13 protein-coding genes and 1 pseudogene are annotated in these 15,774 nt (G+C 47.9%); 10 read left to right on the forward strand and 4 right to left on the reverse strand.

Annotated features, from left to right (window positions below; genetic code table 11):
* Positions 1 to 126 precede the first annotated feature (126 nt).
* Positions 127 to 1,530: a polysaccharide deacetylase family protein gene (locus tag PAEAM_RS22790; protein ID WP_076329169.1), complete on the forward strand. Its 1,404-nt coding sequence runs from the start codon at positions 127 to 129 to the stop codon at positions 1,528 to 1,530.
* A gap of 85 nt (positions 1,531 to 1,615) precedes the next feature.
* Here PAEAM_RS22790 and ilvD read toward each other — a convergent pair whose 3' ends face one another.
* From ilvD to PAEAM_RS22805, 3 genes and pseudogenes are all read right to left on the reverse strand, one after another.
* Positions 1,616 to 3,301 carry a dihydroxy-acid dehydratase gene (ilvD, locus tag PAEAM_RS22795; protein WP_036616973.1) on the reverse strand — a complete coding sequence of 562 codons (1,686 nt, stop codon included), beginning with the start codon at positions 3,299 to 3,301 and terminating at the stop codon, positions 1,616 to 1,618.
* Between the two features lie 317 nt (positions 3,302 to 3,618).
* Positions 3,619 to 3,861: pseudogene (locus PAEAM_RS22800) on the reverse strand (KGG domain-containing protein); the annotation flags it as partial.
* Between the two features lie 123 nt (positions 3,862 to 3,984).
* Positions 3,985 to 5,025 (reverse strand): acyltransferase family protein, encoded by a 1,041-nt coding sequence (locus PAEAM_RS22805; RefSeq protein ID WP_100529075.1) that lies wholly within the window; start codon positions 5,023 to 5,025, stop codon positions 3,985 to 3,987.
* A gap of 222 nt (positions 5,026 to 5,247) precedes the next feature.
* Here PAEAM_RS22805 and PAEAM_RS22810 point away from each other — a divergent pair, with 222 nt between their 5' ends.
* From PAEAM_RS22810 to mgrA, 6 genes are all read left to right on the forward strand, one after another.
* The gene (locus PAEAM_RS22810; RefSeq protein WP_100529076.1) at positions 5,248 to 6,213 is read left to right on the forward strand and encodes a sugar kinase; all 966 of its coding nucleotides are present in this window, start codon (positions 5,248 to 5,250) and stop codon (positions 6,211 to 6,213) included.
* Between the two features lie 88 nt (positions 6,214 to 6,301).
* Positions 6,302 to 6,967, forward strand: coding sequence for a bifunctional 2-keto-4-hydroxyglutarate aldolase/2-keto-3-deoxy-6-phosphogluconate aldolase (locus tag PAEAM_RS22815; protein WP_017686833.1), 666 nt, complete (start codon positions 6,302 to 6,304; stop codon positions 6,965 to 6,967).
* Between the two features lie 92 nt (positions 6,968 to 7,059).
* The gene (locus PAEAM_RS22820) at positions 7,060 to 7,824 is read left to right on the forward strand and encodes an alpha/beta fold hydrolase (RefSeq protein ID WP_100529077.1); all 765 of its coding nucleotides are present in this window, start codon (positions 7,060 to 7,062) and stop codon (positions 7,822 to 7,824) included.
* 64 nt (positions 7,825 to 7,888) lie between these two features.
* The gene (locus PAEAM_RS22825; RefSeq protein ID WP_100529078.1) at positions 7,889 to 8,656 is read left to right on the forward strand and encodes an HAD family hydrolase; all 768 of its coding nucleotides are present in this window, start codon (positions 7,889 to 7,891) and stop codon (positions 8,654 to 8,656) included.
* 234 nt (positions 8,657 to 8,890) lie between these two features.
* Positions 8,891 to 9,631, forward strand: coding sequence for an NAD-dependent protein deacylase (locus PAEAM_RS22830; RefSeq protein WP_100529079.1), 741 nt, complete (start codon positions 8,891 to 8,893; stop codon positions 9,629 to 9,631).
* A 78-nt stretch (positions 9,632 to 9,709) separates the two neighbouring features.
* Complete coding sequence (mgrA, locus tag PAEAM_RS22835; protein WP_036616991.1) at positions 9,710 to 10,717, forward strand: L-glyceraldehyde 3-phosphate reductase; 1,008 nt, start codon at positions 9,710 to 9,712, stop codon at positions 10,715 to 10,717.
* Between the two features lie 80 nt (positions 10,718 to 10,797).
* Here the strand turns inward: mgrA and PAEAM_RS22840 are convergent, their stop codons facing one another.
* Complete coding sequence (locus PAEAM_RS22840; protein ID WP_243391440.1) at positions 10,798 to 11,772, reverse strand: AraC family transcriptional regulator; 975 nt, start codon at positions 11,770 to 11,772, stop codon at positions 10,798 to 10,800.
* Positions 11,773 to 11,925: 153 nt separating this feature from the next.
* Between PAEAM_RS22840 and PAEAM_RS22845 the strand changes: the two genes are divergently transcribed.
* From PAEAM_RS22845 to PAEAM_RS22855, 3 genes are read left to right on the forward strand one after another with little or no spacing between them, the layout of a single operon-like run.
* Positions 11,926 to 13,107, forward strand: coding sequence for a galactokinase (locus PAEAM_RS22845; protein WP_036674508.1), 1,182 nt, complete (start codon positions 11,926 to 11,928; stop codon positions 13,105 to 13,107).
* A gap of 1 nt (position 13,108) precedes the next feature.
* Complete coding sequence (gene galE, locus PAEAM_RS22850) at positions 13,109 to 14,098, forward strand: UDP-glucose 4-epimerase GalE (protein ID WP_017686840.1); 990 nt, start codon at positions 13,109 to 13,111, stop codon at positions 14,096 to 14,098.
* Between the two features lie 14 nt (positions 14,099 to 14,112).
* Positions 14,113 to 15,711: a UDP-glucose--hexose-1-phosphate uridylyltransferase gene (locus PAEAM_RS22855; protein WP_100529080.1), complete on the forward strand. Its 1,599-nt coding sequence runs from the start codon at positions 14,113 to 14,115 to the stop codon at positions 15,709 to 15,711.
* Positions 15,712 to 15,774 lie beyond the last annotated feature (63 nt).

The raw sequence follows: 15,774 nt of genomic DNA on the forward strand, positions 1-15,774 counted from the left end.
GATAGCTATCTTTTTGGGAAAACAGGATTCAAGAAAAGTCTGAACTATGATAAAATTAAAGGCGGTTTATTTTAGATAGTGCCATAGTGCACCGTAATTCAGCAGGAGAAGTGGGGAGCTTGCAACATGACAACGATACTTCATAGTATTTTACTGTGGTTATTGTATCTTTCATCTTTTTACGCCTTTATTCCAAGTTTGATCAGTAGGCTTTTTGGTTTTCGTGTATTTCGACGGGGAAGAAGTGATACACAATTTGCATTAACGTTTGACGATGGACCAGATCCACATTATACGCCAAGACTGCTCGATCTGCTTCGTCAGCATCAAGCAAAAGCCACATTTTTTGTCGTTGGAGAACATGCAGCGAGTCATCCTGAACTCATACAGCGCATACATGAGGAAGGTCATCTTATTGGCATTCATAATTATATTCACAAGACGAACTGGCTCATGCGGCCACGTACCGTTCGCGATCAGATTCAGCGAACAGGTCAGATTATTCATGAAGTAACCGGCGTGAAGACTTGTTATTATCGTCCACCGTGGGGGATTATGAATTTGTTTGATTTTTTCAGCAAGAAAGAACGAAAGATTGTACTGTGGTCTTCCATGTTTGAAGATTGGAGAAGCCGAGTAGGTGCCCAGAGATTGACTGAACGGATGCTGAAGGAACTGAGAGGCGGAGAGGTCATGCTGCTGCATGATCGAGGAACGACCCTTGGTGCTGATGCACACGCGCCGGAGCAGATGCTTCAGGCGCTGGAAGTCGTATTACAGGAAGCTGAACGGCTAGGCCTGCAAAGCGTACGCGTTGATACGTTGATGGGAGGTATCATAGTGAGCGAATCTCAGAACAAAACGCAATTACAGACACCACTGAAGCTATGGAAACGAATCGTTGTTGCCTTATGGCTGGGCTGGGAGAAGTTGTTCCACTGGGTATATCATCTACGGACGGCTTCGCCAGAGGACCCAATGCTACACTTCAGATCACGTGTATATCACGGAGCACGGGTGGAGATGAATGATGGCCATGTCATTCAAAATGGAGATCCGGTAATAGAACTACATTTTGACAATCAGAAATTGTTTGAACTTGGAGTGACGTCACGTTCCAGTATGCATTTGGCTATTCGCATGATTCGGACGATGGAACAGCAATTGCCGGATTTGGCACGCATGGTGGCACTCGAACCTGAGTTACGCTCTGCCAAGGCGATATACGGTGTGAGTATGATTAACAGAGGCCCAGAAAAATTCGGATTTACCATACAAGAATTGCCTCCTGGACCGTTCAGTGCTGCATCCAAAGTATACTTGAAGCTGCTGTTAAGTGTAATCCACCCGGCAGGAACCAAACGTTTGAAACAGCGTACTGAACAACTGGTACCCAAGATGATTGCCATGCCGCTGGATCTATTATTGGAACGTTACGGTCAACATACGATGCAGGTGGCAGCAACGGTAGAAGAATCCAGAGATGAATCGTTGTTAATTGAACAAGAGATACTGCCAGAGCGGAACTAAACGGACTGATCACACTTACCAGCAAAAGAAAAGGGTTGCCCTTCGCCAGATTTGGCAGAAGAGCAACCCTTTATTTATTAGTGAATTAGATACTCAGTACGCCACCGTTGCTTGCATTGGTAACCAGTTTGGAATAACGAGCCAAGTAACCGGTTTTTACTTTCGGTTCAAAGCCTTTCCAACCTGCGCGACGACGTTCAAACTCTTCGTCACTGATGTGCAATTCGATGATACGGTTGTTCAGATCCAGCTCGATGATGTCTCCTTCTTCAACAAAGGCGATTGGACCACCCTCAGCTGCTTCCGGAGAGATATGTCCGATACTGATTCCGCGGGATGCTCCAGAGAAGCGTCCATCGGTGATCAGACCAACTTTGGCACCCAATCCCATACCTACGATCTGGGAAGTAGGAGCCAGCATCTCAGGCATACCTGGTCCGCCTTTTGGTCCTTCATAACGGATAACAACAACATGTCCTTCTTTTACTTTGCCGTTAGCAATACCTTCGAGCGCTTGCTCCTGGGAGTCAAAGCAGATGGCAGGACCTTTATGGTATCCGCCAACCGAAGCATCAACTGCACCAACTTTGATGATAGCGCCTTGTGGTGCAAGGTTACCAAACAATACAGCCAGGCCGCCTTTTTCGGAATGCGGGTTATCTAGGTGATGAATGACATTTGTATCCTGAATTTCTTTTCCTTCAACGTTCTCACGGATTGTTTTACCTGTTACCGTAATGCAGTCTCCATGAATTGCGCCTGGTTTCTTGAGCAATTCGTTCAGCACTGCGCTTACGCCGCCTGCATTGTGAACGTCTTCGATGTGGAGATCGGAAGCAGGTGCAAGTTTCGCCAGATGTGGAACGCGGTTAGCTACTTCATTAATACGTTCGATTGGATACTCGATACCTGCTTCATGAGCCAGTGCCAGCGTGTGCAGTACTGTATTCGTAGATCCGCCCATCGCCATATCCAGTGCAAACGCATTATCGATCGCTTCTACAGTTACGATATCACGTGGTTTCAAGTCCATTTTGATGAGTTCCATCAATTGAGTAGCGGATTGTTTAACAAACTCACGACGCTCAGGAGCAACGGCAAGGATGGTTCCGTTACCTGGCATAGCCAGTCCCATCGCTTCTGCCAGACAGTTCATGGAGTTTGCAGTAAACATACCGGAACATGATCCACATGTTGGACAGCCGAACTGTTCAAGTTCAAGCAAGCTCTTATCATCGATTTTACCTGCTTGGTAAGCACCTACACCTTCAAATACGGAAGTCAGGGAAAGAGCTTTACCATTGCTGTCACGACCAGCTTTCATTGGTCCACCACTTACGAACAGGGTAGGGATGTTTACGCGAAGCGCACCCATCATCATGCCTGGTGTGATTTTGTCACAGTTCGGGATACATACCATGCCGTCGAACCAGTGTGCAGATACAACGGTTTCCACGGAATCCGCGATAATGTCACGGCTTGGCAGCGAGTAACGCATACCAATGTGTCCCATGGCAATACCATCATCTACTCCGATGGTGTTGAATTCGAATGGAACGCCACCGGCTTCACGAATAGCATCCTTTACAATTTTACCGAATTCCTGAAGGTGGACGTGGCCGGGCACGATATCGATGTATGAGTTACATACGGCAATAAACGGCTTGCCGAAATCCTCTTCTTTAACGCCCGCTGCGCGGAGCAAACTCCGGTGTGGTGCACGGTCAAAACCTTTTTTGATCATATCGGAACGCATCTTCTTGGCTGACATGGTGTATTCCCCCCAAATATATAATATTGAGCAACATGAATGGAAAAGTAAATGGCAGTGCATCTGTCGTTTAATTTCATCCGTACTCTAAAAAAAAGGACCGGCATGCCGGTGTCGAGCTCCCCGTAGTTTGTGAAATTCTTTGCTGCTTTAAACCCGTGAACACCCGGTTTTTCTATTGAGTCTATCACAACCGTCGTCATATTTCTACAATCAATAGAAAGAAGCCTCAAACCATTTTCATGGAATTAGACTTCTTGATTTACGGGAAAGCTATGATCATGTTTCGATGTGGCGAGCGGAATTCATTAGTTGCTTCCGCCTTTGCGTCCAATCTCACGATAGAATTCCTTATTATGAGTTTCGGAGGTTGCTTCGCCGCCCTTGCGACCAATCTGCTTGTAAAAGTCAGTGTCATGGGCATCTGAAGTCGCTTCTCCACCTTTTTTTCCAATCATCTGGTAGAAGCTTCGGTCATGGTTCTTGGAAGTCGCTTTGCCACCTAATCTGCCAGCTTCCTCACGGCTCATCTTGTGTTCTGACGTCTGTTGACGTGCCATTACAAATCACTCCTTACAACGATAAGTTGTTTTTTGTAGCGCGTATCCCTAATTTACCACCTTATTTCCAGCCTGAAACAATTCACTAGGATAGAATCGATGGTGAAGAGATCCGTCAGAGAATTAGGCCGACCGTTTAAACACCTCATGTCGATTGAAAGAAAATCGGGATATATCTGGTTCAATTACGGGTTTGAACGTGTGACGTACAGCCGGCAGAGCCAGTGTGACTGCGAAGAGTATGGCAATGACAAGTATGACTGGAATATACGCCGAGCTTCCCATATAACTGTAGACTCCGGACCAGATTGCGAGACGAACGAGAAACCCATGCAGCAGAAATACATAGAGTGTGCGTCGTCCAAGGTCCGTCAGTCTGGAAGTCAAGGAAGGTACCCAAGCCAAGAACAGTGCTGCAGATGCGATTTCCAGCAAGTAGACACCCACCCGGAAGATACCGGCATACCATTCGTGGTGACCCAGTTCGGCGTACGTCATGCTGCCGAGTAACCATCCGCTTGAAATATTCAAACCCCCATACCCGATCCATACCAACAGTGCAGCAGAGAGGATGGCTGCGGTTTTTCGCCCCCAACCGGATAATAAACGTGAACGGATGGTTGCTCCATAGTCATAACCGATGACAAAAAACGGCAGAAAAACAAACGTACGGCTGAAGCTGAGCCAGAACCCGTCGATGGGCAAATACCCGGCAATTATACCGAGCGCAACGGATCCAATCAGCCGATATATCGGTTTCCAGGAAATCGTCAGACGAAGCAACAGTCGCCAACAGAAATGACTCGCGAGAAACCATAACAGCAAGTAAGGTGCAAAGAAGGATAGCCGCATATGGGGTGTGTGGAATACGGTGAAGTCCATCAATGCGTATAAGGACTGAAACAGTACATACTGTAGTGCAATCTGCTTCAGGACGTTTCGCCCAGATTCACCCTGGAGTGAGTGTGTCGCAAAATACCCGGTTACCCATACAAAGAGTGGCATGTGAAACGTATATATCCACAGGAACAGAGCTTCCGCTCCTGCAAAACGTGTAATGAGTGGTTCAAGTGCATTACCAGCAAGGACACAGACGATAAGCATAAAGCGCAGATTGTAAAAGAAAGATTCCTGATCATCCCGGATCAGTGTCTGATTTTTCATGGTGTAGCCCCCTTATAGACCCTGGTTGCCAGGTCATTTGCATCTGTAATAAGGGTAATATGGATGTTCATTATCTATTGTGATTTAATTCACAATAGTAAGCGTTATCTTTTATCAAAGCTGTGACAACAAAATGAACGCAACGGGATTGACAACGGTTGCATAGAGGATGACAATAGAAAAAGAAGATGAGGGAATGTAACTATAAGGAGGGAAGAAATCATGTCAACGAGTCCCTATCCAAGCCCGGAAATTATTACGTTTGGGGAGAGTATGGGTTTGCTGACTGCCAAGGATACAAGAGGGCTGGAATATGCAGCCACACTGGACAAGTCTTTCGGGGGTGCTGAGAGCAATCTGGCTATTGGCGTATCCCGCCTGGGGCATACCAGTGGTTGGTTTGGACGCTTGGGCAATGATCCGATCGGCAGTATGATTCTGAAAGCCATTCGCGGTGAAGGCGTAGATGTATCCCGGGTAAGGTTGAGTGATCACGAGCCAACTGGTTTGATGATTCGTGACAACGCTTCCGGGAAAGCCTCGGTGCATTATTATAGGAAGCTATCTGCTGCAAGTGCGATCACACCTGATGATCTGGATCCTGATTATATTGCCGGGGCGAAGATATTGCACGTTACGGGTATAACGGCAGCGATAAGCCCGTCAGGACTTGCTACGGTAGAGGCTGCCATACATATTGCCAAACAGGCAGGGGTGAAAGTAAGCTTTGATCCAAATCTGCGTCTCAAACTATGGTCTGCGGATGAGGCCCGTCCGGTTATACTGCGTTTAGCTGAACTGGCGGACTACTTTTTACCGGGTCTGGACGAGATGAAACTTCTATATAACGAAGAAAATGATCAAAAAGTACTTGAGCGTTTATCTGCCATGAATGCTGTGTGCATCGTGAAGGGTGGCCCTGATTTGACCTACGTATTGGCGAATGGTACCCTAACTGAAGTTCCGTACTTTAAGGCGGATAATGTTCTGGATACGGTAGGAGCAGGAGACGGATTCTGTGCGGGATTTTTATCGGGTTTATTAAAAGGATACTCCCCGCAGGAAGCAACCCGTCTCGGCAATTTGACCGGTTCCATGGTTATACAGGCTGTTGGCGATTGGGAGGCGCTCCCGACGTGGGGGCAGGTCGAGGCCAAGCTGAACAACGTTGCCCATGTTGAGCGTTAGTCGCTGCTGAAATCATATATGGCTCATCTTCGTTCTTAAATGTAAGGCTTGTATACACAACCACCACATTGACAAGGGAGAGAATGAAATGAAGAAGCTTCAGCTGTTGCAAAAGATTACGGACAATGGGGTTGTGGCAGTTCTGCGTGCAGATTCTGCGGATCAAGTCATTGCCATGGCCGAGCAAGCGATTGCGGGTGGCATTAAAGTTATCGAGATTACGATGACAGTACCCAGTGCACTCAAAGCCATTGAAAAATTAAGCCGTGTATACCATTGGAACACACAAGATCCAGAGAAATTCGCGATTATTGGTGCGGGAACGGTGCTCGAACCGCAAACGGCGAGAGCGGCTATCATGTCGGGTGCCGAGTTTGTAGTTGGACCTTCCCTGAACCCGGATACGGTTCAGATCTGCAACCTGTATCGAATTCCGATTCTGCCGGGTGTGATGACGATTGCTGATGTTCAACGCGCATTGGAACTTGGCGTGGACATTGTGAAGTTGTTCCCGGGTAATCTATATGATCCTTCGATTATCAAAACGATGAAGGGCCCTATGCCACAGGCGAATTTTATGCCAACTGGCGGGGTATCCTTGTCTAATCTGGGGGATTGGATCAAGGGTGGAGCAGTGGCTGTAGGGATCGGCTCCGACTTGACATCGGAAGCTGTGAAGACGGGTGACCTGAGTCATGTCCGTCGCAAAGCGGAACAATATATGGATGCTTACCGCAAGGCCAAGGCTGAATAATATTTTTCAATTCGTAGAAGGGGAGCCTGATGGACAAAGGCTCCCAATTCTGTAGCCGCGGCACCTGCGGAAGTGAAGAAAGGTGATTAACGTTGAGAAATCGGTATAATACAGGGCGCAAGAAGAGGGGCATTGGGAAATTCCTGCTCGTACTTCTGGCGCTCATTGTCATTGGATGTGGATTTGTTGCGTGGAAATTATTCACACCATACGGTCCACAGGAAACAGCCCAAGCGGCCATGGAAACAGCCAATAAGGTGACCGTGAGCGAACAAGAGAACTGGATTGATTTTGTGCCAGATAAACCGACTGGTAAGAGCGTTCTGTTCTACCCTGGTGGACTGGTAAAACCGGAAAGTTATGCACCACTTGCCCATGAGCTGGCTGCTGCCGGTCATCACACGATTATTGCCAAGATGCCAGTTAATCTGGCAGTGCTTAAGCCAAACTTGGCAGATGAGATTTTGGCCGCATATCCGGACGAACAATTTGTTATGGGTGGACACTCTCTCGGCGGGTCGATGGCTGCACGTTATGTAGCCGCACATCCTGATGCACTTCACGGGATCTTCTTCTTGGCATCTTACCCGGATGAAAAAGGGAGTGTAATGACACTGGGAATACCTGCATTATCCATTTTGGGTACTAAAGATGAGGTTGTGAATATGACCAAGTATCAGAGTGGACGTATGTATTTGCCCGTGGAGACGGTATACTACACGATTGAAGGTGGAAACCACGCCCAGTTCGGTGATTATGGTCATCAAAAAGGAGATGGCGAGCCGGAAGTGAGTGGAGAAGAACAGCTGAATCAGACGGTCAAGACTGTACTCGCTTGGTTAAGTACCATGAAGTAGGTTTTGATTATTCTGCATTAAGGGTTGAATGCATTTATAGCATAACTTAATGGAGGTGATATGGATGACCATGCTTCAAGTGAATGGAGCGCAGATCCCATGTAAAGGTATCCTGTTCGATAAAGATGGAACACTGCTGGAATTCCTCCAGCTATGGGGGCCGTGGGCAGAGGCATTACTGGATCAGTTGCAATCACGTATGAATGAACTCGGAGCTTCATTTACGGTTGAACGGGAGCACGTCTTAGGCACCATTCATAATGCAGAAGGTCACATTGTCGGCTATGATCCTCAAGGCCCGCTGGCCATTGCGACTGTGGATGAGTGCACGGGATTGCTTGCCGGGCAACTATATGCAGCAGGCATACCATGGAATGAAGCGATCACAACGATACGCCAATTTTCAAGTGTAGCCATGAGATCGGTAAGAGAGCGCAAATCCGCTGAACCAATGTCAGGATTGCTGGATTTCTTGCAGAAATGCAGGGCAGCAGACATACCACTGGCGGTCGTCACTTCAGATAGTACAGCGGCAGCAGAAACACATCTGGATTGGATGGGGATTCGTTCCTTTTTCACATCCATTGTGGGCTGTGATCAGGTGACCCAGGGCAAACCGGATAGAGAAGCAGCACTCTTGGCTTGCCGTGAATTACATATCGATCCTGCGGAGGCCGTTGTAATTGGAGACAGCAATGGGGATATGCAGATGGGGCGTCACGCAGAGGTATCCTATACCCTCGGTTACTGTCCGCAGTTAGATCAAGGATCTCACCTGGTTGATGCCCATGCCATTATTCGTCATTATAATGAGATAAGCGTGATTTTATAAGTCACCCTGACCTGATTGGACTATATAAATTGAACTAACATTTACACGAAATGGAGAGGACAGAAATAACCTGAAGAAACGGAGTGTTCGCCTTTATCCTCGGATTTTCCCCTTAGGAAAGGAATCAAAAAAAATCTGTGGATAACAGCGATCGGAAGGTTGTTCTGTCCTCGGAGTGGTCAGTGTAAATATTCTTTAGTTCAATTTATATAGTAAATAAAAGGAGGAGAGAGGATGAACGCAACAGAACAACTGGCTGCCTGGATTCAGGAGAGCTCCCGGATTGTTTTTTTCGGAGGGGCCGGGACTTCAACGGAAAGCGGGATTCCCGACTTCCGCTCCGCTGCGGGTCTGTATCAGACGGAGCAGCATTCGCCTTATCCACCGGAAGAGTTGTTAAGCCGACATTTTTTTGATCAACATGCCGATATTTTTTATGATTTTTATCGTGGCAAAATGCTTCATCCAGATGCGGAACCGAATGGGTGTCATCGACTATTGGCCCGTCTGGAGCAGGCGGAAAAACTTCAGGCAGTGATCACGCAAAATATCGACGGACTACATCAGAAGGCAGGCAGCAGCAATGTTTTTGAACTTCACGGTTCAATTCATCGTAATGCCTGCATGGATTGCAAGCAGTTTTATACGCTAAATGATATTATACAGTCCAAAGATACCGTGCCTCGCTGTACCACATGTGGTGGTGTGATCAAACCGGATGTGGTGCTGTACGAAGAGGAGCTGGATCAGACGACATTGTATCGTTCCATTGATGCACTGTCTTCTGCAGATCTGTTACTCGTGGGAGGCACGTCACTGACGGTATATCCGGCGGCCCAGTTAATTACGTATTTTCAGGGAAAACATACCGTTCTGCTCAACGCTACACCTACCGCTTACGACCGCAGGGCTGATTTGCTGATTACAGAGCCGATTGGCGAGGTAATGAATATTGTGGACCAGCTTCTTGGTTGAACGTATGTACTGAATAACCGCATTCTCCGGTATAGACCGGATACAAGAGGCGGAACCTGGGGAAAGAAGGGATTCATAATGGTCTACGTAGCAAGCGATACTCGCTATGAAACGATGAAATATAACCGCGTTGGACGTTCAGGTTTGAAACTGCCAGCGATTTCACTGGGGCTGTGGCATAATTTTGGCGGTATCAATAACGCTGAGAATGGTCGTAATATGATTACCCGATCATTTGATCTGGGTATTACACATTTTGATCTTGCCAACAACTATGGCCCACCGGCAGGTTCGGCAGAGCAGTTATTTGGACAGGTACTGGCCCAGGATCTGAAACCTTATCGTGATGAACTGGTGATCTCCACCAAAGCGGGGTATTATATGTGGCCCGGACCGTATGGCGAGTGGGGTTCACGCAAAAATCTGGTATCCAGTCTGAATCAGAGCTTGAAGCGTATGGGCCTGGATTATGTGGATATTTTCTATTCACATCGTTATGATCCCGAAACACCTTTGGAAGAAACGATGATGGCACTGGATCATATTGTTCGCTCGGGCAAAGCCCTTTATGTAGGGATCTCCAACTATCCCGCAGAGCAGACGAGACAGGCTGCCGAAATTCTGAAAGGTCTGGGTACGCCCCTGTTAATCCATCAACCGAAATACTCGCTGCTGGACCGCTGGATTGAAGATGGTTTGCAGGACGTGCTGGATGAGTATGGAACAGGCAGTATTGCATTCTGTCCATTGGCACAAGGTGTGCTCACGAACAAATACTTGAATGGTATCCCGGAAGACTCACGTGCCAAAGGACCGTCGGTATTCCTGAATGAAAACAACATCTCTCCAGAGACGCTCCGCAAAGTGCGTGCGCTGAACCAGATTGCAGCAGCCCGTGGTCAGAGTTTGGCCCAATTTTCACTCTCATGGGTGCTGCGTAATGGCAGGGTAACTTCCGCGCTGATTGGCGCAAGTCGTCCTTCCCAGATTGAAGAGAATGTGGCTGCGCTCAGTCAGCTGGATTTCTCTACAGAGGAATTGGAACGGATTGAATCCATCCTGTCTCCGGAGCCTGATGACAAATAAATAAAGTATAAAAGGTGCATCTTAGCCATAATGGCGGAATGCACCTTTTTTTGTCGTACGTGTTCCGTCCGTTGTGTTGCTCACCGTTTGATTTGTTGAGCATTCTGCTGTAACCCCTGATGTAGTGGACGGGACAGTATTTTCTCTCGATACAAGCTAGGCGCTTCACCGTGAAATCGTTTGAACTGTTTGGAGAAATATAGTGCGTCTGGCAGTCCAACCGATGCAGATACCTGTTCGATGGACAGATCCGGGCGTTCTCTCAGGAGTTGGCGCGACTTGTCGATCCGTAGTTTTAGCAGATAGGTGACTGGTGAAAGACCGGTTTCCTGTTTGAAAATACGGGATAAATACGCGCGGTTGTATCCAAGACTCGCAGACATTTGTTCAATGGAGACAGGGTAGGCATATTGGGTAGACATATATTGAATCATCTGTTTCACCGTACGTCGGATGGAGGATTCACCTGGAATTAAGGTTTGGCCCTGCGAAAGGTGATTCTGTGCTTCGGCTAGAATCATATATAACGTACCCAGTGATGTGAAATGGGAGCTTTCTTTGCGCTCGGCAAAAGCATCCTGCATCACGGATAGCCAATCGGATATCCCACAGGATGGTCCAGCATGAAAAACGGACTTCTCCGGGCGGAACCCGGCTTCCTCGGTATGTTGGCCAGCCTGGCTGCCTGTGAAGGCAATCCAGCGATATTGCCATGGGTTGCGGGCATGGGATTGGTAGCTCACCAGTTGCCCGGGATGAATGAGGAAACAATCACCTGCGGATAACTCGTAGGTGTGCAGTTCGGTACGGAACGTACCCGCCCCTTTTTCTACATAATGCAGCAGATAATAATCAAACAATTTAGGACCGAGGGCGTGACCCGGAAGGGTCTGGCTTGCTCCGGCAAACAGGACATGCAGTGCGCCTTGTTCATAATAGACCGGATTGGAGGCAACCGAATAACTGAGTGCTCCGCTTTTACCGGAAGGTGATTCCTGTATTTTTTCGTTAGAAGATGCAAGGGATTCTTTCTTGGGGTTGGATTGATCTGACATGGTCGTTTCCTTCTTTCCGGGATGCTCCGATCATTATACGCCTTAAGGTCACATTTATCCATATGAAACACACATGGTTGCATTACAAGAGGCACCGCTTTCTTATATAATAACATTAAGAAAACCACAACAACGAGGCGAGGTGCACCAGCAGTGAACGTAACTGAATTGAAACAAAAGTTTATTGAGAAGTACGGAGAGAGTGGAGCGGACATCCGTGTATTTCATGCCCCTGGGCGTGTGAATCTGATCGGTGAGCACATTGACTATAACGGTGGATACGTGCTTCCGGCAGCACTTGAATTCGGAACAACATTGATCATTCGTGAGCGCGAGGACAACAAGTTGCAACTGGCTTCCACGAACATGTCTTATGAAGGGGGACTAGACACTTCCTCCATCGGTAAGGAAAAATCCGGAGAATGGACCGACTATCCTGTTGGTGTCATGGTTGAACTGCAAGGCAAGGGCGTGAATGTAACAAAAGGGTATGACTTCCTGTACCACGGGGAGATTCCGAACGGGGCAGGACTTTCATCATCTGCATCTCTGGAAGTACTCACCGGATTTGCGATTCAGTCTCTGGAGGGTGTATCGGATATTGATACGGTTCAACTGGCGCTTTTGTCCCAGAAAGCGGAAAATGAGTTCGTAGGCGTCAACTGTGGAATCATGGATCAGTTCGCTGTCGCAAACGGTGCTCAGGATCATGCGATCCTGCTGATGTGTGACACACTGGAATACGAAAAGGTTCCTTTCCGTACAGGCTCCTACAAATTGGTCATCGGTAACACAAACAAACGCCGCGGTCTGGTGGATTCGGCCTACAATGAACGTCGCTCCCAATGCGAGCAGGCACTTGCCATCTTAAAGGAACAGCTGCCTGCACTGAATTACCTGGCTCAATTGACGCCAGAGCAGTTCGTAACACTACAGGATCAGATCAAGGATGAGAAAGTAAGACAGCGTGCACAACATGTTGTGGAAGAGAACGCTCGTGTGCTCGCATCAGTCGAAGCATTGCAGGGTAACGATCTGGAAACCTTCGGCAAGCTGATGAACGCTTCTCATGAATCGCTTCGTGACTTGTACGAAGTAAGCTGTGATGAGCTGGACGTTATGGTTGAAGAAGCTCAGCGGATTCCAGGCACGCTTGGTGCTCGGATGACTGGCGCAGGATTTGGCGGTTGTACCGTATCACTTGTGCATGAGAATGATGTCGAGCGTTTTGTAAGTGAAGTGGGCGCTGCATATGAAGCGCGTACCCGTCTCAAAGGTGATTTCTATGTATGCGGTGTAGGTGATGGTGTTAAAGAATTGAAGGAGGCGAAGTAAAATGGCAATTTTGGTGACAGGTGGAGCAGGGTATATTGGATCTCATACGGTAGCAGCATTGTTGGAACGTGGGGAAGAGGTTGTTGTACTGGATAACTTGCAGACAGGGCATCGTGAAGCGTTGCTCGGCGGTAAGTTGTATGAAGGGGATCTTCGTGACAAAGAAATTCTGGCGAAGCTGTTCGCTGAGAATTCAATCGATGCAGTCATTCACTTTGCAGCCAACTCACTCGTAGGCGAGAGTATGAAAGACCCGGTTAAATATTATGACAACAACGTGTTTGGTACACTTTGTCTGTTGGAAGCGATGAATGCAGCGAACGTACGCCGCATCGTCTTCTCCTCTACAGCAGCTACCTACGGTGAGCCTGAGAAAGTGCCAATCGAAGAGAGCGATCGTACAGAACCAACCAACGTATACGGCGAAACAAAGCTGATGATGGAGCGCATGATGTCATGGTTCGATAAAGTTCAGGATATCAAATACGTTTCCCTACGTTACTTCAATGCAGCCGGTGCTCATGACAGCGGTAAAATTGGTGAAGATCACCAACCAGAGAGTCACTTGATTCCACTTGTACTGCAAACAGCATTGAAACAACGCCCGCACATCGCCGTGTTTGGTGACGACTATGCAACAGAAGATGGGACATGTATCCGTGACTATATCCACGTGAGCGACTTGGCTGATGCACATCTGCGTGCAGTAGATTATCTTCGCAAAGGTGAGAACAGTAATGTGTTCAACCTGGGTAATGGTACAGGATTCTCGGTGAAACAAGTGATCGAAACAGCTAAAAAAGTGACTGGCCTCGATATCCCGGTTGTACAGGAGCCACGTCGTGCAGGTGACCCGGCTGTGCTGGTAGCTTCATCTGCAAAAGCGAGATCTGTCCTGGGCTGGAATCCAAAATGGACCAATCTGGAAGATGTTATTCAAAGCGCTTGGAGCTGGCACCAATCACGTCCTGACGGCTACGGAAAAAACTAGGAGGCGAATACCTTATGTCACAGACTCATATTGCAGCAGGTGCCACAGAGCGGACACCGGAGCAGCAGGAAGCACTGCATGCCATTGAACGTCTGGTTGCATTTGCCTTGCAGAAACAATTAATCGAGGAAGCGGATTGGGATTACAGCCGCAACCTCTTGCTGGAACAATTCGGATTCTCAGAGCCTTATGCCGGCGAGTTGGACACGAATGTGCCCGATGGCCCACAGGCTATGCTGGATACGTTGATTGATTATGGATTTTCCATTGGACTCATTCCTGAAAATAGCGATACGTTCCGTGATTTGCTGGATGCCAAAATCATGGGTAATTTGATGGCACGCCCATCCGAGGTGGTACGCGCATTCCGACACACGGAGCAGACGGAAGGCATTGAGGCGGCCACATCTCAATTCTATGACTTGTCAATTAACTCCAACTATATCCGTATGGATCGGATCTCCAAGAACGTTTACTGGACACAGGATACGGCTTATGGAGACATGGAGATTACCATCAACTTGTCGAAACCGGAGAAAAGTCCAAAGGAAATTGCCATGGCGAAATTGCTTCCGCCACCGGTATATCCAAAATGCCAGCTGTGTCGTGAAAATGTAGGTTATGCTGGTCGGGTGAATCACCCGGCTCGCCAGAATCTGAGAGTTATTCCGTTGGAGCTTAACAGCGAGCCTTGGTTGTTCCAATACTCGCCATATGTGTACTACAACGAGCACTGCATCATTTTCCATCATGATCATGTGCCGATGAAGTTGACGAAGGATACGTTGCGCAGACTGCTTGCGTTTGTCGGGGAGTATCCGCATTACTTTATCGGATCTAACGCGGATTTGCCGATCGTGGGCGGTTCTATCCTGACACATGACCATTTCCAGGGTGGACGTCATACGTTCGCCATTCAAAATGCACAGCCAGAGGCAGTCTTCCGCCATGCGGATGCACCTGGACTTACATTGAGTCTCGTGAAATGGCCAATGTCCGTAATGCGTCTGGCTTCACACGATCCTGCAGAGTTGCTTGAAGCGGGTAACGCCGTATATGAAGCGTGGAAGATCTACAGTGATTCAACTGTGGATATCGAAGCATTCAGTGAAGTAGACGGGGAACAAGTACCACACAATACGGTAACACCAATCGTTCGTCGTAGTGCAGACGGTGGGTATGAGATGGATCTCGTCTTGCGTAACAACCGCACAAATGATGTGCATCCAGAAGGCATTTTCCATCCGCACCGTGAAATGCACCATCTGAAGAAAGAAAACATTGGTCTGATCGAAGTGATGGGGCTCGCCATCCTGCCAGGTCGTTTGAAAGAAGAACTGGACAGTATCGCGGATATCCTCGCTGGAGATGCTAAACTTGCTGAATCTGCCAAAGCTTCTGATCATGTGTTGAACAAACATCTGGGCTGGGCGGAAGAATTGATTAAACGGTTTGGTCCTAAACTGGACAAAGAACAAGCCGTTGCTATTGTACAGCAGGAAGTTGGCTTGAAATTTGCCGAGATTCTGGAACATGCAGGGGTCTACAAATATGATGAAGCAGGACGCCAGGCTTTCCGTCGTTTTGTAAGCAGCATGGGATACACTGAATAGTAATCAACAACCAAGAGCACTCGCCCAACTAGGAGCGGGTGTTCTTTGTCATTTGTGCGCATT

Origin of the sequence: Paenibacillus sp. GM1FR (assembly GCF_002803315.1) — a bacterium.
In the GTDB taxonomy this organism is placed as follows: domain Bacteria; phylum Bacillota; class Bacilli; order Paenibacillales; family Paenibacillaceae; genus Paenibacillus; species Paenibacillus amylolyticus.

Bases quoted from the DNA above. Each gene is read 5' to 3' on its own strand.
- PAEAM_RS22790 (WP_076329169.1), top strand. From the start codon at position 127: ATGACAACGATACTTCATAGTATTTTACTGTGGTTATTGTATCTTTCA.
- ilvD (WP_036616973.1), bottom strand. From the start codon at position 3,301: ATGTCAGCCAAGAAGATGCGTTCCGATATGATCAAAAAAGGTTTTGAC.
- PAEAM_RS22805 (WP_100529075.1), bottom strand. From the start codon at position 5,025: ATGAAAAATCAGACACTGATCCGGGATGATCAGGAATCTTTCTTTTAC.
- PAEAM_RS22810 (WP_100529076.1), top strand. From the start codon at position 5,248: ATGTCAACGAGTCCCTATCCAAGCCCGGAAATTATTACGTTTGGGGAG.
- PAEAM_RS22815 (WP_017686833.1), top strand. From the start codon at position 6,302: ATGAAGAAGCTTCAGCTGTTGCAAAAGATTACGGACAATGGGGTTGTG.
- PAEAM_RS22825 (WP_100529078.1), top strand. From the start codon at position 7,889: ATGACCATGCTTCAAGTGAATGGAGCGCAGATCCCATGTAAAGGTATC.
- PAEAM_RS22830 (WP_100529079.1), top strand. From the start codon at position 8,891: ATGAACGCAACAGAACAACTGGCTGCCTGGATTCAGGAGAGCTCCCGG.
- mgrA (WP_036616991.1), top strand. From the start codon at position 9,710: ATGGTCTACGTAGCAAGCGATACTCGCTATGAAACGATGAAATATAAC.
- PAEAM_RS22840 (WP_243391440.1), bottom strand. From the start codon at position 11,772: ATGTCAGATCAATCCAACCCCAAGAAAGAATCCCTTGCATCTTCTAAC.
- galE (WP_017686840.1), top strand. From the start codon at position 13,109: ATGGCAATTTTGGTGACAGGTGGAGCAGGGTATATTGGATCTCATACG.
- PAEAM_RS22855 (WP_100529080.1), top strand. From the start codon at position 14,113: ATGTCACAGACTCATATTGCAGCAGGTGCCACAGAGCGGACACCGGAG.